18 protein-coding genes are annotated in these 19,605 nt (G+C 60.8%); 6 read left to right on the top strand and 12 right to left on the bottom strand.

What is annotated here, in order from left to right:
- Window positions 1-76: 76 nt before the first annotated feature.
- The 3 genes from AC1Z3O_RS07680 to AC1Z3O_RS07670 all read right to left on the bottom strand — a co-directional run bounded on the left by AC1Z3O_RS07680 (window position 77) and on the right by AC1Z3O_RS07670 (window position 1,679).
- The gene (locus tag AC1Z3O_RS07680; RefSeq protein WP_483517543.1) at window positions 77-520 is read right to left on the bottom strand and encodes a universal stress protein; all 444 of its coding nucleotides are present in this window, start codon (window positions 518-520) and stop codon (window positions 77-79) included.
- Window positions 521-958: 438 nt separating this feature from the next.
- Window positions 959-1,339, bottom strand: coding sequence for a DUF6984 family protein (locus AC1Z3O_RS07675; RefSeq protein WP_483514885.1), 381 nt, complete (start codon window positions 1,337-1,339; stop codon window positions 959-961).
- Between the two features lie 82 nt (window positions 1,340-1,421).
- The gene (locus AC1Z3O_RS07670; RefSeq protein ID WP_483514883.1) at window positions 1,422-1,679 is read right to left on the bottom strand and encodes a hypothetical protein; all 258 of its coding nucleotides are present in this window, start codon (window positions 1,677-1,679) and stop codon (window positions 1,422-1,424) included.
- A 1,162-nt stretch (window positions 1,680-2,841) separates the two neighbouring features.
- On the opposite strand from AC1Z3O_RS07670, the gene AC1Z3O_RS07665 reads away from it, so the two are divergent.
- Both AC1Z3O_RS07665 and AC1Z3O_RS07660 read left to right on the top strand, forming a co-directional pair.
- Window positions 2,842-3,009 carry a hypothetical protein gene (locus AC1Z3O_RS07665; RefSeq protein ID WP_483514881.1) on the top strand — a complete coding sequence of 56 codons (168 nt, stop codon included), beginning with the start codon at window positions 2,842-2,844 and terminating at the stop codon, window positions 3,007-3,009.
- A gap of 398 nt (window positions 3,010-3,407) precedes the next feature.
- Window positions 3,408-3,599 (top strand): hypothetical protein, encoded by a 192-nt coding sequence (locus AC1Z3O_RS07660; protein ID WP_483514879.1) that lies wholly within the window; start codon window positions 3,408-3,410, stop codon window positions 3,597-3,599.
- Window positions 3,600-3,660: 61 nt separating this feature from the next.
- On the opposite strand, the gene AC1Z3O_RS07655 is transcribed toward AC1Z3O_RS07660, so the two are convergent.
- Entirely contained in the window at window positions 3,661-3,876 is a 216-nt protein-coding gene (locus AC1Z3O_RS07655; protein ID WP_483514877.1) for a hypothetical protein, read from the bottom strand.
- A gap of 506 nt (window positions 3,877-4,382) precedes the next feature.
- Here AC1Z3O_RS07655 and AC1Z3O_RS07650 point away from each other — a divergent pair.
- Window positions 4,383-6,431 carry a 3-hydroxyacyl-CoA dehydrogenase NAD-binding domain-containing protein gene (locus tag AC1Z3O_RS07650; protein WP_483514875.1) on the top strand — a complete coding sequence of 683 codons (2,049 nt, stop codon included), beginning with the start codon at window positions 4,383-4,385 and terminating at the stop codon, window positions 6,429-6,431.
- Window positions 6,432-6,827: 396 nt separating this feature from the next.
- Here the strand turns inward: AC1Z3O_RS07650 and AC1Z3O_RS07645 are convergent, their stop codons facing one another.
- From AC1Z3O_RS07645 to AC1Z3O_RS07615, 7 genes are all read right to left on the bottom strand, one after another.
- Entirely contained in the window at window positions 6,828-8,201 is a 1,374-nt protein-coding gene (locus AC1Z3O_RS07645) for a hypothetical protein (protein WP_483514873.1), read from the bottom strand.
- A gap of 33 nt (window positions 8,202-8,234) precedes the next feature.
- A complete protein-coding gene (locus AC1Z3O_RS07640; RefSeq protein WP_483514871.1) occupies window positions 8,235-8,735 on the bottom strand; it encodes a hypothetical protein in 501 nt (166 codons plus the stop codon).
- Between the two features lie 164 nt (window positions 8,736-8,899).
- The gene (gene dld, locus AC1Z3O_RS07635) at window positions 8,900-10,657 is read right to left on the bottom strand and encodes a D-lactate dehydrogenase (RefSeq protein ID WP_483514869.1); all 1,758 of its coding nucleotides are present in this window, start codon (window positions 10,655-10,657) and stop codon (window positions 8,900-8,902) included.
- A gap of 36 nt (window positions 10,658-10,693) precedes the next feature.
- Complete coding sequence (locus tag AC1Z3O_RS07630; protein WP_483514868.1) at window positions 10,694-12,064, bottom strand: MFS transporter; 1,371 nt, start codon at window positions 12,062-12,064, stop codon at window positions 10,694-10,696.
- 200 nt (window positions 12,065-12,264) lie between these two features.
- Complete coding sequence (gene glcC / locus AC1Z3O_RS07625) at window positions 12,265-13,032, bottom strand: transcriptional regulator GlcC (RefSeq protein ID WP_483514866.1); 768 nt, start codon at window positions 13,030-13,032, stop codon at window positions 12,265-12,267.
- Between the two features lie 248 nt (window positions 13,033-13,280).
- On the bottom strand, window positions 13,281-13,565 hold the full coding sequence (locus AC1Z3O_RS07620) for a septal ring lytic transglycosylase RlpA family protein (RefSeq protein WP_483514865.1): 285 nt from the start codon (window positions 13,563-13,565) through the stop codon (window positions 13,281-13,283).
- Window positions 13,566-13,904: 339 nt separating this feature from the next.
- Window positions 13,905-14,807, bottom strand: a complete 903-nt coding sequence (locus tag AC1Z3O_RS07615) for a M28 family peptidase (protein ID WP_483517542.1) — start codon at window positions 14,805-14,807, stop codon at window positions 13,905-13,907.
- 39 nt (window positions 14,808-14,846) lie between these two features.
- On the opposite strand from AC1Z3O_RS07615, the gene AC1Z3O_RS07610 reads away from it, so the two are divergent.
- Window positions 14,847-15,356 carry an MTH938/NDUFAF3 family protein gene (locus AC1Z3O_RS07610; protein WP_483514863.1) on the top strand — a complete coding sequence of 170 codons (510 nt, stop codon included), beginning with the start codon at window positions 14,847-14,849 and terminating at the stop codon, window positions 15,354-15,356.
- 287 nt (window positions 15,357-15,643) lie between these two features.
- Here AC1Z3O_RS07610 and AC1Z3O_RS07605 read toward each other — a convergent pair whose 3' ends face one another.
- On the bottom strand, window positions 15,644-16,516 hold the full coding sequence (locus AC1Z3O_RS07605; RefSeq protein ID WP_483514861.1) for a LysR family transcriptional regulator: 873 nt from the start codon (window positions 16,514-16,516) through the stop codon (window positions 15,644-15,646).
- Between the two features lie 105 nt (window positions 16,517-16,621).
- On the opposite strand from AC1Z3O_RS07605, the gene AC1Z3O_RS07600 reads away from it, so the two are divergent.
- Window positions 16,622-17,695: an alkene reductase gene (locus AC1Z3O_RS07600; RefSeq protein WP_483514859.1), complete on the top strand. Its 1,074-nt coding sequence runs from the start codon at window positions 16,622-16,624 to the stop codon at window positions 17,693-17,695.
- Between the two features lie 456 nt (window positions 17,696-18,151).
- Window positions 18,152-19,603, top strand: a complete 1,452-nt coding sequence (nirK, locus tag AC1Z3O_RS07595; protein ID WP_483517541.1) for a copper-containing nitrite reductase — start codon at window positions 18,152-18,154, stop codon at window positions 19,601-19,603.
- Window positions 19,604-19,605: the final 2 nt, after the last annotated feature.

Here is a 19,605-nt window from a genome sequence, read left to right as displayed (position 1 = left end):
CTGCACCGGCGTGTTGCTTTCGATGGAGACGCCGTTCCCGATGGGCGTTCGGCGAACCCGCACGGATGCCATGGCTTTACCGGTACACCAACACGGGGATCTTGCTGTGGGTCAGGACCTTCTGCGTTTCGCTCCCGATGAGGAGCCCCTGCACGCCGCGCCGTCCGTGCGACGCCATCACAATCAGGTCGCAGTCCTGGTCTTCGGCCGTCTTGATGATGGCTTCGTAGGGGTGGTCGTTGACGGCGAAGGTCGTTTGACAATTTACCCCAGCGGCATTGGCCTCGCTTGCGAGCCCGCTCAGGTACCGGGTCGCCTCTTCGCGTGCCCCCTTCACGTACTCCTCGCGGCTCTCGGTCGGCATTTCGATTTCACGGGCCCGCACGTCCACGTGGAAGTTCGGCCAGACCCGCACCGCCGTGACGCGGGCATTCATCTCGCGTGCAAGCGCGATCGCTTTATGAAAGGCCGCTTCGGCCAAAGGCGAGCCGTCAACCGCCAGCAGCACATGTTTGAACATCATGTCCTCCTCGGGCTCATTGCGCTCGTGCGAGTAACCGCTCATCGTATCAAGCCAGGGGCCAAGGCATCGCCACTCATTGCACAAACGCCTATTACCTGACTGAGTATAGGTGCAGAAAGCCTCACGGCAATCGAGGAGCCATCACACGGCAAAGGGCATCGCGATGGCTCAGGTGTCGCTGTTCAAATAACGCTGCACAGCGCACACGAACAATCTGAGTCTTTGCGGGCAACCCGTTCAACGGACGTTGAACCCACGGTTCTTCTAAGCTTGAATCATCCGGGGCTCGGTTCACTTAACTTTGAACCGAGCGGCTTTGCGGTGCAGCCTACACGCCCACGTGTGGGCCGGCACGAGGGTGCGTGAGAGTCTCTGATCGACCCTGAGCAGACGGACGCATTTTCCCAAAACGGTCATTCAATGCGCCAAATAACGTCATTCCGTTTCGTCTGGTCCAGGGACGAATCGCTGCCAAATTGCGGGCATTCGTTGGATAGTAGTTCCGTCTACCTTGAAGATCTCGATTTCTCGGCAAACTCCATCAGCGACATGCAGGAGAACGCTGATTTGAACCCCATCAACATCAGGACCATATAACTCAGTTGGAACACGATGTAACACTGGTGCCGCGATCGGGTCTGAAGGAACGCCTATTTCAAGGCTACCGTCCTCATCGATCAGTCGGACGACACACTGCTGAAGTTGCTTGACCACTTCCGCTCGCCCGGGGAACTCGGAAGCAGTCAATTCGGAGATCAGGTCTCTTTCGGCCGCCGATGGTGAGCGAAAATTATGGATGTCTGAACTACTATACATCGCATCCTCCTGCTGAAGAGGCAGTTGTCCGCTAACGACCGAAGCGGACGCTGATGGTAAGTGCGTCTCGGCGTGTTCGGGCCTATGGCAAAAGATCGGGATTCTTAAGCCCCCATTCACTGAGCGACGTCGCTAATTCATCAACACGCTCCATGGACCTCACGCCCTCTTCCCCCATGAGGCAATAGTCTTTGGTTCCGATCTGCCGGAACTCGTACTTTCCGCAATCGGCGCGCCCGCAGTATTCGTAGGTGTGGATGAAAGGGTAACGAAGATTCTCGTCTTCGTAATAGATATCAAAATATACTCGGCCTACGAGCAACTCATCTGGCTCTACCATTCACCGGCTCCTGTGAGTAATCCGTGGGAATTTTGACTACCCATTACAAACGGGTGAGCTGAGCAAGAGCGCCAAGAGCCATTCCGTATGCTAGTCCGTCCGCGAGGTCGGCCTACAAATCGGGCGACAGTCAGCTACGGATCGTGCTTCAATCACTCAGTTCATCGTCGCTTCATAGTCCTAAACATTAACAATGGCCGGCCGGCTTGTGCGTGCGCTGGAAAACACAGATAACCAGGCGATGCAGGCCGTGGGATGCCGCGAGTGATCTAATACGCAAGGCGAAGTGCGTAGTCGCCTTCAAACGGCGGCTTTGGGGTGTACTTCGGGCGTCTGAACGTCCTAGTAAAGGGGCGACCGAACGACTCCTCATGGCCGATCTAGGACGTCCGGAGGGCCTGGCCGCCGACGCCCGAAATCGGCCAGAAACAGCCACGCCTCGGCACTGTCCGGGTCATGCAGAGGTCGCACGGCTGCATGGGCGGCACTTTGCGACGCAGCGGCCCGCGGTGGAGGTATCAGTGCACAATTATGGATCCCAGAATTCCAATAATAACTAAAATACCCAGGGTGGCCATGAATATAAATACCCTTCGATACTTTCTCGGGCATTCCTCATATCGAACTAGCCCGCCCCTAGTCTGAACTGGAATCTTCTTCAAATAATTATCCGCGAGAACGAGATAATATGCCGCTACCCAAAATAGGCCTCCCGCCTCCACCAAGGGTAGGGAGGTTGGTGAAAAAAATAGTCGCAATAGGAACAAAAGAAGACCTATCAGAAACGCCATCAGCGAAGCAAGCAAAACTGGTTTTCGTGGCCGATGTTTTAATTTCATTTGATCCGCTACCAGCAGGTAATGCCAGGAAACATCATGTCACCTTCCGTCAGCCTTCCGAGTAGGATTTCGCGATCAATCACGAGTGATCTCCGAAAATGGATTCACGGAGCAAAGCCCTGGTGATGGCGCAAAGTCGCCTCCGCGTAGCACCCGCAGAGTGCATTTGGAGACCGAGCCAGTCGGCTGGGCCCAAGTCGGTAGGAAAAAGTGAGCCAAAGTAGATAGGGTCATCGTCGCGAGATGATTTCTGCGGGCCTCAACTCGTGGTAGGTTTCGCAAGTGCAAAGGCATCAGTTGGACCATCCAGTTGCGACGCCATTATGACCAATGACAACGAAACCGCGAAAATCTCGATCGGCCATGTGGATCTCGCCTTCGCCCCAGTGCGCGGCAGAAAATGCAACGGCTTCATTCTTGCAGAGGTAGTCGCCGAGCTTTCGATGTACTTCAATGAGGACGTGCTCGGCCGGAATGAACTCGTCCAGTAGGGACAGTAGTTCCTGTTCTCGAAGGCCTTCGGGCCCAACAATGTGTATCCAATCTCTTGACGCTGCGTTAACAGGCGGAAAATGTTGACACATAAGTTCGTGAACGCGTCGGGGATTCATGACACCTCCCAAGACAGCTCTCGATGTATCGGCAAGCAGAATTTTCATAATAGTGCTCGCCTTCAGGGCGAACAACCCACAAGCGCAGGGCCGTCAACTACGTTCACGAAATGCCAACGGCCGCTCATGGCCGGACTCCGACACCGGCCGGCCCCCGGGCGGGGTCGTGTAAGCTTTGGCCTGCGTGACGCGCCGTCCCTGAGTCGAGCGCGCGACCGACGCGTCACCCACCTGACGAAAACCACAGCCCGCCCGAACGGCGGGCCGGACCCCCAACCATGAACAGCAGACAACGCCGCGCGGCATGCCGCGCGAGCCTGTACAAGCCCGGCACCAGTTGGGTATTTCGCGGCAAGCGCCTGACCGTTACCCGCGTCGTGAGCCCGACCGAGGTACGCGTGGAATGGCCAGATGGGGCCCGCACCTACGTTTCCACCCGAGTGCTTGACGTAAGCGGCCAGCGCGCGTGACGGATTCAGGCAACTACCCCAAGGGCCGCTTCTGGCCGGATTCGGACGCCGGCGAGCAGGTCTACGAGCCGGCCGCTGGCCAGGTGCGAAAGAAGGGGCCGTTCCACAGCGGTGCCGCTGCCGTGCCGTAGTGCCAGAAGTAGAGGATGCGGTCCGGCGCCATGCCGATCACGGCGCTCAGTCCCAGCAGCGTCATCAGCACCTCGATCTGCACCGCGCGCTTGGGGCCCAGCGCAGCGTCGTGCGCCGCTAGCTCGGGCGGCACGTGCCAGTGCAATCTGCCTCGTGGTAGGCGGACCAGACGAGCTTCGGCCACGGCGGTGGCCGGCAGCAGCGGCCGGGCAGTTGGTCTTCCGCCATTCCCTGCCCCCCTTGCGGAATGCTGCCGTCTCGGAGGTATCGCCCACGGCAACTCCGGGGCTCGTCATGAATGACATCGTCGCGCCGCGGTCGCGCCCCACATTCGTCGCTTCCGACGATGCTGGCCCTGACGAAATCTCCAGAATCACGTGGATGGCCAAACTGATGACCGTCGACGGAAGCCCGATTGTCGCATTGACCGGGATGAATCCGCGCGCTCTTGTCTCCCGGATCACCCTCGCATGGGCTTACCGCCGAGCGCCCCCGGCCACGGCGGCAGTACCCGGTTCTTACGCCTAAGGGTCGTGGCACTGGGGATGTATAGCCGATGGCATCTCCCTGGGGCCCGCCTGCACAAATTCTGCACACCAGCCGGTCGTGTACCGGCCCATCACCACTGACAACAATTAAAGGGAACCTGCAATGAACGAAGTTGGCACTTTCGACGTCGTCGACGGCATTGGCGTTATCACCATCGACAACCCTCCCGTGAATGCGTTGGGAGTCAAGGCGCGCGTTGCCCTGGACGAGGGTTTTCGGAAATTTGCGATCGACGATAACGTGAACGGCATCGTATTGATGTGCGGCGGCCGCACGTTCTTTGCGGGTGCGGACATCTCCGAATTTGGCAAGCCGCCCCAGAATCCCGACCTTCGTCAGGTGCTGGACCTGATCGAAAACATCAAAAAGCCTGTGGTCGCCGCCATTCACGGAACGGCACTCGGCGGTGGTTACGAACTCGCTCTGGTTTGCCATTACAGGATCGCCGTTCCCTCTGCCCAGGTAGGTTTGCCGGAAGTGAATCTTGGCTTGCTGCCGGGTGCGGGCGGCACGCAACGCCTGCCACGAATCGTTGGCGTCCCGACCGCGCTTGACATCATGACCGGCGGTAAGCCGGTGCGTGCCGGCAAAGCGCTTGAACTTGGGATGATCGATGCCATCGCAGCCGAAGGACGACTGCGCGAAGACGCAATCGCCTTCGCGCTCAAGCTTGTCGGGGAAGGCAAGCCGCTCGTTCGGGTCCGCGATCGGCAGGACAAGGTCGAACTGCATCGCGGGAATGCTAAGTTCTTCGAGGAGTATCTCGCTCGCAACGGCAAAGCGTTCCGCGGCCTGAAGGCACCGGTCAACATCGCACGCGCAGTCCAGGCTGCCGCAGACTTGCCTTTTGATCAAGGCATCAAGCGCGAGCGCGAACTGTTTATGGAGCTGGTTAGCGGAACGCAAAGCGCAGCCTTGCGCTACTACTTCTTCGCAGAGCGTCAGACCAGCAAGATTCCGGACATCGAGGCGACTACCGCCACGCTGCCGTTGAAGCGCGTCGGTGTCATCGGTGCGGGGACCATGGGTGGCGGCATCACCATGAATTTCCTCAATGCCGGTATCCCGGTAACGCTGGTCGAGACCTCCCAGGAAGCGCTTGACCGCGGGCTTGGCATCATTCGCCGCAATTACGAGGCAACGGCAGCCAAGGGCCGCATGACGTCACAGCAGGTGGAAGACCGCATGGGCCTGATTTCCCCCTCCCTGGAGATGAACTCGCTGGCCAATGTCGATTTGGTGATCGAAGCCGTGTTCGAGGAGATGGCGCTCAAGAAGGATATCTTCACCAAACTTGACAAGATCGCGAGACCGGGAACGATCCTGGCTTCCAACACCTCTTTCCTCGATTTGAACGAGATTGCCTCTGCCACCTCGCGACCCGAGTGGGTCGTTGGCCTGCACTTTTTCTCGCCCGCGAACGTCATGCGCCTGCTCGAAGTCGTGCGGGGTGCCAGGACCTCCAAAACGGTGATCGCGACTGTGATGGCGCTTAGCAAGACCATCGGCAAAGTTCCCGTCCTTGCGGGCGTCTGCCACGGCTTCATTGCCAATCGCGTGATGGCGCAGCGCGGGGTCCATGCAACGGATCTCGTGCTGCGTGGTCCGAGTCCCCAGGATATTGATCGAGCCATGTATGACTACGGGTTCGCCATGGGGCCGTTCCGTATGGTCGACCTGGTCGGTCTCGATGTTATCGGACGCGGTGCGACTGAGCGGACCGTCAATGGCGACCTGGTCGCCCTGGGACGTCTGGGGCAGAAGAAGAACGGCGGCTACTACGACTATGATGAAAATCGAAACGCCTCGCCGAGTCCTGTCGCAGCCGAAGTCATCTCGGCGGTCGCGGCACACAAGGGGATTAAGCGCGGCGGTCCGTCGCTGTCCGATGAGGAAATCGTTGGTCGCCTGTTGTTCCCGGTGGTCAACGAAGGCGCGAAGCTGCTCGAGGAAGGCATCGCGCTTCGTGCCAGTGACATCGACGTCGCGTGCATTCTGGGATACAACTGGCCGATCTTCACTGGTGGCCCGATGTGCTGGGCCGACACCGTAGGTCTGCAAAAGGTGGTCATCGGCTTGCGCGCGATGGGTATCGAACCCGCTCGCTTCCTCGTCGACAAAGCGGAATCGGGCGGCAAGCTGGCGGAATAATTGCCGGCTCGACGGGCGACTGAATCATCTTGGGCGGCCGTTCCGTCGGCCGTTTCGGTCTTCACCGATCCGTGACCGGCTGACTCAAAATGGCCGGTAGGAGACCTCGGCCCGCTTTGCCTACCCGGCTGTCCCTTCGCGACCCACTTCGGCCCTATTGACCCTACGCGATCTCAACGGCAGCTTCCACGTTTGACTTAGAAGACTCAAGTTCGAGAGGCTGATTTGGTCCCTGCAGCGGGCACTCAGGCGAACTGGCACTACGAGTACTGATCTGGACATTGCTGCGGGGGGCCTCGGAGTGCTATGACGACGAAGACGACGCGGACGAGGCGCACTGAGACCGCCACCACGCCGCGCCGGCCGCGCCGCGCTCACGCGAACCTTACCGGCGTTTTAGCCGCGCGGCCTGAGGACCAGTTGGTCCGCCACGCGGGCGAACTGCCAGTCCCGGACCTTGATGAGATCGAACTTGTGGTCGCTCGCAGGGCAGGCGATGGTCACCGTGCCATTCTCGGCCAAGGGGGTCCCCTTGGGCGGCTGAAAGTCCAGCACGCGGAATGGCCCGGGGGGCTGGCGCTGCTCGAACCCGAGGGTGAGGCCGCTCGCCTTGGCCAGCGTGCGACAGGCATCGGCCGTCGCGCACTCGCTGAAGTCGGGCACCTCGACCAGCTTGCCGCCGATCGGCACCGGCATCGGCGTGGGGAAGCTCGCCTTGGGGAAGACCTTGCCGTGTTGCGCGGCATAGTCGGTCGGCATAACGGCCTGATCCGGATGATTGATCGCCTGGCTCGCGCACGCGGCGACCGTATCGAGATCGGCCTGGAAGTCTTGGATCGCGGCGCGCACCGCGTCCCACGTGGCGCCATTGCTCAGGTCGTATTTGGGCTTGTTGTCGTTGATGAAATCGAGCAGGTTGAGCTGGTCCAGGATGCCGCTGCGCCGCTTGGCGCAGTACAAGAGAATGTCCTGCGCGTGCTCGATCTGCGCGGCGTTGGGCGGCGGCGTGCCGTTGGCGATCGAGATCGGCGCCAGTGCCACCGAGAGGGGCACCGCCATGGCATTGCCATTGTCGCGAAAGCTCTTCAGGAACAGGTTCGCATTGCGCAGCAGCTGCATCGGATCGGTTGGATCGTCCAGCGTCAGGTCCACCGGGCCGCCCTCGTGATACATGCGCACGCGCACCTCGGCTTGGTAGGTCTTCTTGACGTCGCTGAGCCTGGTCTCCAGCTGCGCGGAAAAGAGCCCATAGCTGCCGCCCAGCGCGGCCGAGACCTGCGTGGCCTCGTCTTCATTGCGCGTGTTGATCTGGACCACACCGATGAACAGGCCCCCGCGTCGCAGGCCACGCACGAACATATTGCCGTAGCGCGTGGCAAACAGCTCGTAGTTGCCGACGGTGGCGTCCGCCTCCGCGTCCAGCTTGACCTTGTCGATGGACAGCGCGCCCAGTTCCACCTTGACAGTGATGGTCATGAAGAGCGAGTTTGTCTGGATCTTGGAGCTCTGCGCGAAATTGAAGCGCGCCGACACGCCGCCGAAGCAGCCGCAGCCGTAGCTGGCCTCCGCGCTGATGCCAAGCGACCGTTCAAGGTCCTCGGTGGACTGGATGCGCTGCACGAACAGGTCCACCATCGCCCCTTGGGCGTTGTCGACGCCATCGGCGACCCCGTCGACGACCTTGTTCATCGGGCTGCCCGAGGCCAAGTCCACGCCGACCCCGACGTCATAGCTCAGCTTCCACGGCACTTCGATCTGATGTAAAGCCATGATCCCCTCCCGCAGGGCGCGCGGATGCGCGCGTCAGGCGTTGGTCGCGTCGCCGGCGGCTTCCGCCACGGCGAGCACTACGTAATCGGACACGAGCTGCGCATCCATGGCGACCGCCTGCGCCATTTGCAGCAGCTCGGCAGTGAACTCGATCGGGCCGGCCGTCAGGGAGATCCCGGTGCAGTTCTCGGCCATGAATTCGAGCGACGATTCGGCCACGCCTCCATCTTGCGTGCGCTGCGCGGTCAGGCGGATATGCGCGATGCCGCCATCCCTTATGAACTTGTTGGTCTGGATCTGGAAGCGCACCAGCCCGCCGTGCAGCTTGGTGAAGACCTGCTGGCGCTCAGCGTCGATGTTGCCGATGTCGACGTCCTTGGTTTCGAGCAGCACATAGCCGAGGCCGCCCAGATCGTTGGTGGCGCTCGTGAAGCCACGGCCGTCAACCCACAGCGACACCAGACCGAGGCCCATGGTGAGTGGGGTCTTGGGGATGCCGACGTTCTCGCCAAACAGCACAAGCTTGATTTGCATGGCGCCCTCCCGAGGCAAAGCAGCGCGCCGGCAGTGGCGCGACGTGCTGCAAGGTTAGGTGGCGCGCGCAGGAAGGCAATTAAAGAAAGTTCACCACAGATGTCATGAATATTTATGGTGATACTTTTCTCAAAGAGGGCGTGGCGCTGCTGGTGAGATTGCCATCATGCTTCAACTGTGCAGTCGCTGAAGTCGCGATAGGCAGCGAACTTCGAAGTCTTTCCGATGCCGGGATTGAAGCAATTGCACGGGTCCAGCCTCTCATAGAACGCAGCGAGCTGCGGCTTGGCCTCGTACAGGTGTCCCACGTTGTGCTCGGCGGGATACTCGGCGCCGCGGGTCTCGAGCAGCTCAAGCATCTCGTGTTCGAGTGCGAGGCAGTTGTTGCCCTTGGCGACGATGTAGTCCTGGTGAAAGACATGACAGAGGAAGTGCCCGTAATACAGCTTCAGCACGATCGCACGTTCGATCTTGTGCGGCAGCTGCTCGAACCAGTCGCGGTCGTTGCGTCGTAGCGCGATATCGAGCGCAACGATATCCTCGACCTCGCGATGATGGACCGCGCGGTATCGAACGGCCGCGCTTGCTGCCGCGAAGCGGTGCAGGAATGCCTTGCGGCCTTCTTCTTCGGTGCATTCGAAATACGCACCGCCGGATTGCGCGAAACGTTTCGACAGGAAAGCGCGCGCTTCGTCGATGCCCGCCGCCGGCACCTTCAGCATCAGATGATGCTCGTACTCATCGCGGTACGCCTTCAGCCGCGCAGGCAGATGATCCGGCAAACGCTCGCTGATCCATTGCAGTACGCGATCGGACAAATGCTTCGGCATGAAGCCGAGGCGCTCGAACAACGCATCGCAGCGCGTTTTCAGATTGAAGAACATCGGCAGCCGGTTCGTGCCGAACTTGTCGATGATGACGAACAGATCCTTGCCGTACTTGCGCGCAACATCAAACGCATCGCGATGCAGATATTCGCCCGCAATCGGCAGGTGCGCGAAATTCGCGAGCGCGTGACGTCGGATGTCGGTCAGCACGGACGAATCGTTCGTGCCGATGTAGAACACCTTCGCGCCCTGCTCTGCCGCGAACGTGTCGAGACGCACTGCGAATACCATCAGCTTGCCGGCGCATCCGGACGCTTCGAACAGGCGCCGTGGATCGGCGTTGAAGCGCGCAGGCGTGGGCGCATCGATATCGCGGACATGGGTCGCATAATCGTGATCCGAAGCCGCCACACCGCTACGAATGTCCGTGTCGGTGAACGTGCCGTTTTCCACGCGCGACAGAATCTCTTCCGGCGTGCTGCCGAGCTCGATACCCAGATGGTTGATGAGCCGCAGCGTGCCCGATGCATCGACGGCGGCGAACATCGCCATCTCCGTATAAGCCGGTCCGCGATGCACGAGCGAGCCGCCCGAATTGTTGCTGACGCCGCCCAGTACCGACGCGCCGATGCACGACGAGCCGATCACCGAATGCGGCTCCCGTCCGAGCGGCTTCAGCGTGCGTTCGAGTTGATCGAGCGTCGTGCCGCCGATGCAGACCACCTGATGCCCGTTGCCGATCAGATGCACGCGGCGGATGCGCGTGGTGCTGACGATGACAACGTCGCGGTCGTAGTCGTCGCCATCGGGCGTCGACCCCCCGGTCAGTCCGGTATTCGACGCCTGTGTGATGACGATCGCGCGCGCGGCGACGCATGCGGCGAGCACCTGCCATTGTTCGACCAGCGTGCCGGGGCGCACGACTGCCAGCACGCGGCCCGCCCCGAAACGGTAGCCAGTGCGGTAGCGGCGCGTTTTCGCATCGCTGGTAAGCACGTTGCGCGCGCCAACGATATCGCCGAGTGAGGCGAGCAACGTTCTACGCGTATCCCCGAGGGGGATGGCGGTAATGGCGGAATAAGCTGTATCTGACATGGCGACCTTCGATCACGTATCAACGCAAGCGCCGCTTCAAGCCCGGCTCGGCATCGACGCCGCCGCCGATGCCGACGTCGCGCGCTGCGTCAGCGTCAGCGCCGCGCCGACCAACAGCGCCGCCGCGACGACGACGAGACCGGCGTTCGTGCTATGCGTCACGTCCTTCATCCATCCGATGATCGACGGGCTGACGAAGCCGGCGAGATTGCCGATCGAATTAATCATCGCGATGCCGGCAGCGGCGGCCGTGCCCGTCAGCACGCTGCTCGGATACGTCCAGAAGACGGGCATCATCGACAACACACCAGCGGTGCCGAGCGACAGCGTAAACAATGCGAGCGCGAGATTCCCCGAATTGAGTGTGCTTGCGTAAAAGCCCGCTGCGGCGACGACGCCCGCCATCGCGAGATGCCAGCGGCGCTCATTGCGACGGTCGGAACTGCGCGCGACCAGGATCATCGACACGATCGCGACCGCATAAGGCACCGCGGTCAGCAAGCCGACATCCAGTGTGTCCTTGACGCCCGCCGCCTTGATCAGCGTGGGCAAGTAGAAGCTCACGCCGTAGAGACCCATCATGCAGCAGAAGTAGATCGCCGCGAGCCGCCAGACACGCCCATTCGACACGATGCTGCGCAGCGACGCCTCCGCGCCCACAACTCCGTCGCGGGCGATGTTGTTCTCGAGAAGCTGCTTTTGCCGCTCGTCGAGCCACGCCGCGGCGCGGATGCCGTTCGGCAGCACGAACAGCGTGACGATGCCCAGCACCAGCGACGGAATCGCTTCAAGCAGGAATAGCCATTGCCAGTTCGACAGACCCCGCACGCCGTTGAATGCCTGCATGATCCAGCCTGACAGCGGGCCGCCGAGCACGCCCGCAACAGGAATGCCGATCATGAACAGCGCGTTCATGCGGCCACGGCGCGCCGACGGATACCAGTACGTCAGATACAGCACAATACCCGGAAAGAACCCTGCCTCCGCGACGCCGAGGAGAAAACGCAGCGCATAGAACATGGCCGGCGTCTTCACGAATAGCGACGCTGCCGACACCAGCGCCCATGTCACCATGATGCGGCTGATCCACACGCGCGCACCCACGCGATGCAGCAAGATGTTGCTCGGCACCTCGAAAACGAAATAGCCGATGAAGAAAATCCCCGCACCAAGCCCATACACCGACTCGCTGAACCGCAGGTCGCTGAGCATTTGCAGCTTGGCAAATCCGACGTTGACGCGATCCAGATAGGCCGCGACATAGCAGATGAAAAGAAACGGCAGCAGACGCCAAGTCACTTTCGCGTAAGTCGCATTTTCGAATGCGGTCGTTGCAACTGGAGCGTGGGTACGGGATCTGCCAGAGGCGGGCCGGGCGGACGCGCCTGTCGGGTCGTGCGGGGTCATCGCGAGTCTCCTGATTCGTGTGCGGCTTGCCACCGCAACTGAGTTTGCTAGCGCGCATTGTTCCGCGCCAGTAGGAGACTGTCGAGACGTTATGGCACTGGTCCGACCAGTAATTTTTGTCGTGCCAGGCGCGGTTTCCCGCGCAAATCAATGCCGACGCGGGCGTCCGGGACGGACGCATGCTCGTGCTCCTGCTCGCGTCATGCCCATCCCTTGAGCCGCAGTGTCGCCCGCACCAGACGCTGCTCCTCCGCTTCGATTTCTCTCAAACTGGCGATCGTGGTGGCGATATGCGTACTGGCAGCCTTGCGCGCCTGCTCCGGCTGCTTGCCGATCACGGCCTTGAAGAGACGGGCGTGCTGCCTGTCGATCACACGCTTTTCCGCCTCGCGATGGTAGAGGTTGTTGACCGAGGCGAAGACCGAACTCAACAACAAATCGGTGAGCGAACTCAGCGTATGCACGAGCACCGGATTGTGCGATGCCTCGCAGATCGCAAGATGGAAGGCATAGTCAAGCCGCGCGCGCGTCGACTCGCCGACGTCGCTTTCATTCGCGGCGAGCATCTCCTCGTAGCGGCGGGTAATCAGCGCGAAATCCGCCTGCGTGCCCCGAAGCGCAGCAAGACGCGCCGATTCGGCCTCGAGCATCTCGCGTACTTCGAAGATGTCGTATAGGGTTCTCGGCTGTGAGCCGAGGAGATGCATCATCGGCGTGAGCGCCGGTTGCGACGTAAGCGCCGCGACGAATGAGCCGCGTCCGTGCGCGGTTTCGATGATTCCGCGCGTCCGCAACACCTGCAGCCCCTCCCGCACGGCGGACCGCGACACGCCCAGTTTGACGGTCAGGCGTCGCTCGGAAGGCAGCGGCTGCCCCGGCTTCAGGACGCCGTCGACGATCAGGCTTTCTATGCGTCCGGCGACCATATCCGCGACCTGCGACGCGTATTCCGGGTTGTCTTTTTGCATGGCATGTCTCACTGGTCCGACCACTTCGAAATGACTTTCGCTTATGCCGATGCTAGCACTATTGCCGCAAGGCGTTCCTTGCAACGAGGACTCAGAGGCAGCAAATCCGGGGCGCCGAACGCCGGCAATCCAACGAGCACGCTAGAAACGCAGGTGACCAGTTTTCAAGTGGAGCAGCCGTTTGAATGACGGTGAGGCGCGAAAGCGAACGGCAGCAACTGGCGCAGAAGACGGCCCAAAGCAGACCATCAACGTTCAATCTGCACGCGCATCGACCGCGCGTCTGGCAAACCCAAGGCTTCCGCCGCAGCGTAAGAGAGATCGATAATCCGACCTTTGACGTATGGCCCGCGATCGTTGATGCGAACGACAACCGACTTTCCAGTAGCCAGCGATCTGACGCGCACATGGCTGCCGAGCGGTAATGTTCGATGGGCGGCAGTCAAGGCGCCGCTATCGTAGCGCTCTCCGTTTGCGGTAAGACGCCCCTGGAACGTTGCCGAATACCATGACGCCTCGCCGGATTGCAACATCTCGTGCTCGTGCCGAGGGCGACAGGAATCAGACTCTGCACGCAGCATGCTTGGTCGGAATCTCTCCGCACGCAGTGAACAAAGCGCAGATTCCCAAGACTCCCAAATAGCGAAGTGATCGCACCATAGACCACCCGTCAGTTATTGAGACGTGGTTCTAACGGTCTCCAAAAGTTCGCGTTGGCAGCGTAGTCGGGTTACGCAACACCTTGATAATATTTTAGGAGACAGGCAACGCCCCTGAAGGTCCGACCTAACGACAGGCTGGTTTCTGGACGAACGGTCGCATGTGCTCCAATGGTTTCGCATTTTGCCCGGAGTTGCGAAAATGTGTTCGGCCTACGCCTTGTCTGCACTCATTCCCCTTGGTCTCAGCGACGCGACGCTCGCGGCCAACCCTAACGTCACCGCGGCCATGCGACCATAGTCGAGCGTGGTGGGGACATCTCGCGCGGTATGGTAGTTCGGATTGCGCAGATAGGCGGTGTCCGTCACCATGATGGCCGGATAGCCTTGGCGCCAGAAGGAGGAGTGATCGCTCGAGGCGACACCGGGTACCCACCACGGAAGCGCCGCTGCTTCGATCGGAAAACTGGATGAGGCCTGGAACGCATTGACCAGCCATCGCAGGCGACGCCACGAGCGAAGATTGGAAACGAAGGCGATAAAGTTGCCACTTCCTGGATAGAAATAGCGTAGCAGCGGCGGATAGCTTTGGGTGCCAGGTTCGTCCAGGTAGTAACCCAGCATCTCAAGCGAAAGCATCACGTGAATGCGATCCCCGCGCAGCCGCGCGGCTCTTGCATACCTCAGGCTGCCCATGTCCTTGTGGAAGAAAAACGGCGCTTCCTCGTTCACGAACGCAACGCAGCGCACAGTGTGCCGGGGCGAGAGGGCCTGAAGCAGGGTCGCGATCTCGATCAGCGCGGCGACACCGCTGGCGTTGTCATCGGCCCCTGGGCTGTTCCGCACCGTGTCATAGTGCGCGCCCAGCACAATGATTTCGTCTGCCTGAATGCAGTCCGCGAGCGCAACCTCGATATTGGCGCAGGAGACGCCTCGTACTTGATACTCCTGACGCATCACCGCAAAACCACGCTTGGCCCATTCCTGTGCGATATAGTCGGCTGCCGCATGCAGCGCGTCCGGCCGAAACACGTTGCGTTCGCCGATGTCTCCAGCAAGGACCTTTACATGACGCTCCAACGCGCCAGCCAAGTCGGGGTCGTGCGCAGTCAGCATGGAGTTCAATCGCCCTTCGTATAAAAGTGTGAGACGGCGATGCTTCGGACCGAACGCCCCTTTCGCGACCCCGACCATCAGTGGCTGCACGAGTACATCGCGGGGCGTGATCCGAGGCTTTACCGATGTCCGTCCATTGACTCTAATGAATCAGGAATCAACATTTCGGAGGTTGCTGTCAATGTTCCTGCGGAGGTACCTATGCGCTATGAAGCCTTTTCTTTTGGATACATCTGCATTGATGGCGTGACTTATACGCATGACGTGATAATCGACCACGGAACGGTCCGCAAGCGCAGGAAGAAGCCGTCGAAGGCGTTTCGCGAGGCCTTCGGCCACACACCGCTGTCGATCAAGGAGGACATCCCTTGGGATTGCCGCCTGCTGGTGATCGGTACCGGTACCGGAGCTTTGCCAGTGATGGACGAGGTGAAGCAAGAAGCCCGGCATCGCCACGTCAAACTTGTCATCCTGCCGACCGCCGAAGCCATCGCGAAGCTGGAGGAACAACCTCGCGATGTCAATGCGATCCTACACCTCACTTGTTAGTTTGCGGTTGCCGTACGCACCCGCGCAAATCAATCATCGAGTGGCGACATACTCACGCGTTGCCAAGGGATGACCTTTCTCCAGTGCTTCGGCCTGTGCTCAAAAACAAGCGCCCCTCCGAAGGCACGCGGGACGTCGCATAACCACAAGAGGACACCGTCGGCCACAGAAAAGTAGTGCACCTTGGGCTACCGACAAGCGCCCTGCCCCAAACTGCAACAGAGCTCCTTGTGGGCTCTGTTTGCATTGCGATGCAAACTCGCCGGCAAACCTATCATCCATGCGAGCTACCGCCCTAATCGCTCCCGCAGGAACTCAATGAAGCGCTGCGTTTTCGCCGGCAGCAACCGGGTTTCGGTGATGGCATAGACAGGCGTCGGCGTGCCGTGCCATGCCGGCATGATGCGCCGCAGCTTCCCGCTGGCCAGATCATCGGCGGCGATTTCCTCAGGCATCAGGATCACGCCCATATCGAGCGTCGCCAGCCGGCGGATCATGCCAACGTTGTTGGCCGTGAACCGGCCACCCACCGACACCGTAACGGTCCGTTTCCCGTCCTGCAGCGTCCACGATCCCGCCTTCAGCATGCCCAAGCACTCATGCCTTGCCAGGTCGGAGGGCTTGGCTGGCTCGCCCGAGCGTTCGAGGTAGCCAGGCGAGGCATAGAGGTAAGGCGTGAGCGAGGCCAACGTGCGTGCGATCAGTTGCGAGCTGTCGGACTCCCCGATGCGGATCGCCACGTCAAACGGTTCGCTGACCAGGTCGACCCGTCGCGCCGCCAGGTCGAAATCGAAGGTGATGCCGGGATAGCGGCCGGCAAACTCCGCGATCAAGGGCGCCAGGTAGGTCACGGAGAAATCCACCGGCAACGATGCGCGCAGCACGCCGCTCGGCTGGGCCAGCATTTCGCCGAGCTGCTCGTGTGCCAGCCGGGCTTCATCGACGATGCGCTTGCAACGCTCGAAATAAATCTGACCCGCCTCGGTCAGTTCGATCTTCCGTGTCGTGCGATGCAGCAAGCGCAGCCCGATCGCCTTCTCCAATCCGCTGATCCGACGCGACAGTGTCGAGTTCGGCATTTCCATCGCCTCCGCGGCACTGCGAAAGCCCTTGGCTTTGACGACCTCGACGAACAAGGCCATGTCATTCAGCAGTTCCATGCAAATTGCTCCATGAAGGGATCAATATTATCCAAATTACCATATTTATCCCGCACATGGATCGCGCGATGATGCTCTCGTCCCTCCCAATCAAGGAAGTTCATCGTGAGCAAACTGTTCGATCCCATCCGCGTCGGCCGCTACACCCTGCAGAACCGTCTGGTGATGGCCCCAATGACTCGCAGCCGTGCCCAGCACGACGGCACGCCGGGAGAACTGGCCGCCGAGTACTACGCTCAGCGCGCCAGCATTGGCCTGATTGTTACTGAAGGCGCCCAGCCCTCAGATGATGGGCAGGGTTACTTGACCACGCCTGGCATTTACACCGACGCGCATGTCGCCGGATGGAAGAAGACTACCGATGCCGTGCATGCCAGGGGCGGCCGCCTCTTTATCCAGTTCATGCATGCCGGGCGCATGTTCCACCCCGACAACACACCGCATCATCGCCAAGGCGTCGCGCCGTCGGCGATCGCGCCGGGCGCATCGATGTTCACGGCCAAGGGCATGCAGGAGATTCCCGCGCCACGCGCCCTGTCGACCGAGGAGGTGCGCCAGACCGTCCAGGATTTCCGCTACGCGGCCCGCCGCGCGATCGAGGCCGGAGCCGATGGCGTCGAAATCCATGGCGCCAACGCCTACCTGGTCCATCAGTTCTTCGCCCCGAGCGCGAACGCACGCACCGATGAATACGGTGGTTCGATCGAGAACCGCGCCCGCTTCGCCATCGAAGTCGCCAGCGCGATTGCTGAAGAGATCGGCGCGGACCGCACCGCAATCCGGCTCTCGCCGGGCACGACGATCTGGGGCATCGACGAAGGTGCCGAAGGGCCGGACCTGTACCGCTACCTGGTCGCCGAACTCGACAAGCTGGGGCTGGCCTACCTGCACGTCATGCACCAAGGCAACGAAGCGCTGCTGGCCGACATCCGCAAGCTCTGGCAGGGCACGCTGATTCTGAACCGGCCGGGCCGCCCGCGTGAGCAAGTTGGGGCCGACCTGGCGACGGGGCTGGCCGACCTGGAGGCCTATGGCCAGATGATCCTTGCGAACCCGGACTTCGTCGCCCGCCTGAAGAGCAGCGCGCCGATGAACGAGGCGGACCGCAACGCCTTCTACGGCGGTACGGCGCAGGGCTACACAGACTATCCGACCCTGAGCGAAGCCCAGGGTGCCTGAGACGAACGTCATGCCTGTCATTGCCCCGCTGCAGCGCGCCCACCACGGCAGCCACTTCCCCGCTTATGGCCTGCAGCGGCGTGGCAGAGGTCAGCAAGACTGTCCATTCGCTGCAGATCTTCGTCAACCTTGCTCGGAAGCGACAGAACATCGCGCCGTTTGCACTGATGCTTGAGCCGCAGGACGTTGGCCGACGAGCGCCTTCCGGGCGAGGTCGTCGTTGGCGCGTTGCGACCTAAATAATCTGTCCCGCTTGCTGCCCAATATTGGTCCTCTAATCCGACCGATCCAAACCGTTTCACAGATCGAACATCGCAATCACTTGACGCAAAACAAAATCCAAGGTTTGCCGAGACCATATCCTCAGAGCATCAATGGCACCATCGCACCCCGGGAGGATCAATCATGGCAACCAGATACAAAGCTGCCGTCAAACTGCTGGCTGTAGCTGGATTAATGCTCTGCGTGTCGTTTCCGACGGCGCCCGCCTTCTCCGCGGCGGGGGCGCCTGCAAAATCGGCCGGTGACCTCGGCCCGCCGCAGGGCGCACCAATCAAGGCACAACTCACCAGCCCACCTTTCGTTCCGCCCCCAATCACCCGTAAATATCCCGCGAAGGTGATCGTTGATCTTGAAGTGGTCGAAAAGGTGATGCCGATATCGGAAGGTGTGAACTACACCTTCTGGACATTCGGCGGCACTGTACCCGGTAGCTTCATTCGGGTGCGTCAGGGCGATACGGTCGAGTTCCACCTGAAGAACGATCCGACCAGCAAGATGCCGCACAACATCGACCTGCACGGGGTGACCGGCCCGGGCGGCGGCGCCGCGTCGAGCTTCACCGCGCCTGGCCACGAATCCCAGTTCACCTTCAAGGCGCTCAATGAGGGCCTGTATGTCTATCACTGCGCCACCGCGCCGGTGGGCATGCACGTCGCCAACGGCATGTACGGGCTGATCCTGGTCGAGCCGCCGCAAGGCTTGCCAAAGGTGGATCGCGAATACTACGTCATGCAGGGTGATTTCTATACGACGGGCAAGTACCGGGAAAAGGGTAACCAGCCGTTCGACATGGAAAAGGCGATCGATGAGAAGCCCACCTACGTGGTCTTCAATGGCGCGGAGGGCGCTCTCGCTGGCGATAAAGCCCTCAAGGCTAATACCAATGAGAAGATCCGGCTTTTCGTCGGCAATGGCGGCCCGAATCTGGTATCCAGCTTCCATGTGATCGGGGCCATCTTCGATAAGGTGCGCTTCGAGGGCGGCACGCATATGCAGGAGAATGTGCAAACCACACTCATCCCGGCCGGCGGCGCTGCCATCATCGAATTCAAGACCAAGGTGCCGGGCAGCTATCCGCTGGTCGATCACTCGATCTTCCGTGCTTTCAACAAGGGGGCACTGGCGATCATGAAAGTCGACGGCCCGGAGGACAAGGCGATCTATTCCGGCAAAGAGCTTGACTCGGTGTACCTGGGAGATCGCGCCCAACCGAACCTTGCCGCCGTAGCAGTCGCCGCAAAGGCTGCCGCCGCCGGTGAGCTTACAGTTGCAGAACAGGTCAAGGCCGGTGGGGCACTGTTCCTTGGCACGTGCTCGGTCTGCCACCAAGGCAATGGCGAAGGTCTGCCGGGTGTATTTCCCCCACTTGCCAAGTCTGACTTCCTGAACGCTGACCACGCTCGCGCCATTGACGTCGTGTTGCGCGGCTTGTCTGGCAAGGTGGCTGTCAACGGCACGGAATATAACTCGGTCATGCCGGCGATGAACCAGCTCAATGACGACGAGGTCGCCAACATCCTGACCTATGTCCTGAACAGTTGGGACAACAAGGGTGGCCGCATCAAGGCCGAAGAGGTCAAGGCATCTCGCGCCAAGGCTGCGCCAGCGGTTGCAGTGGGCCACTGACA

The organism is Cupriavidus sp. 09_S30 (assembly GCF_056930435.1).
This window is presented reverse-complemented; position numbering and strand designations above follow the sequence as displayed.

Coding starts and splice junctions, on each gene's coding strand:
- AC1Z3O_RS07680 (WP_483517543.1), bottom strand. CDS start 520: ATGTTCAAACATGTGCTGCTGGCGGTTGACGGCTCGCCTTTGGCCGAA.
- AC1Z3O_RS07675 (WP_483514885.1), bottom strand. CDS start 1,339: ATGTATAGTAGTTCAGACATCCATAATTTTCGCTCACCATCGGCGGCC.
- AC1Z3O_RS07670 (WP_483514883.1), bottom strand. CDS start 1,679: ATGGTAGAGCCAGATGAGTTGCTCGTAGGCCGAGTATATTTTGATATC.
- AC1Z3O_RS07665 (WP_483514881.1), top strand. CDS start 2,842: ATGACCAATGACAACGAAACCGCGAAAATCTCGATCGGCCATGTGGAT.
- AC1Z3O_RS07660 (WP_483514879.1), top strand. CDS start 3,408: ATGAACAGCAGACAACGCCGCGCGGCATGCCGCGCGAGCCTGTACAAG.
- AC1Z3O_RS07650 (WP_483514875.1), top strand. CDS start 4,383: ATGAACGAAGTTGGCACTTTCGACGTCGTCGACGGCATTGGCGTTATC.
- AC1Z3O_RS07645 (WP_483514873.1), bottom strand. CDS start 8,201: ATGGCTTTACATCAGATCGAAGTGCCGTGGAAGCTGAGCTATGACGTC.
- AC1Z3O_RS07640 (WP_483514871.1), bottom strand. CDS start 8,735: ATGCAAATCAAGCTTGTGCTGTTTGGCGAGAACGTCGGCATCCCCAAG.
- dld (WP_483514869.1), bottom strand. CDS start 10,657: ATGTCAGATACAGCTTATTCCGCCATTACCGCCATCCCCCTCGGGGAT.
- AC1Z3O_RS07630 (WP_483514868.1), bottom strand. CDS start 12,064: ATGACCCCGCACGACCCGACAGGCGCGTCCGCCCGGCCCGCCTCTGGC.
- glcC (WP_483514866.1), bottom strand. CDS start 13,032: ATGCAAAAAGACAACCCGGAATACGCGTCGCAGGTCGCGGATATGGTC.
- AC1Z3O_RS07620 (WP_483514865.1), bottom strand. CDS start 13,565: ATGTTGCAATCCGGCGAGGCGTCATGGTATTCGGCAACGTTCCAGGGG.
- AC1Z3O_RS07615 (WP_483517542.1), bottom strand. CDS start 14,807: ATGCTGACTGCGCACGACCCCGACTTGGCTGGCGCGTTGGAGCGTCAT.
- AC1Z3O_RS07610 (WP_483514863.1), top strand. CDS start 14,847: ATGCTTCGGACCGAACGCCCCTTTCGCGACCCCGACCATCAGTGGCTG.
- AC1Z3O_RS07605 (WP_483514861.1), bottom strand. CDS start 16,516: ATGGAACTGCTGAATGACATGGCCTTGTTCGTCGAGGTCGTCAAAGCC.
- nirK (WP_483517541.1), top strand. CDS start 18,152: ATGCTCTGCGTGTCGTTTCCGACGGCGCCCGCCTTCTCCGCGGCGGGG.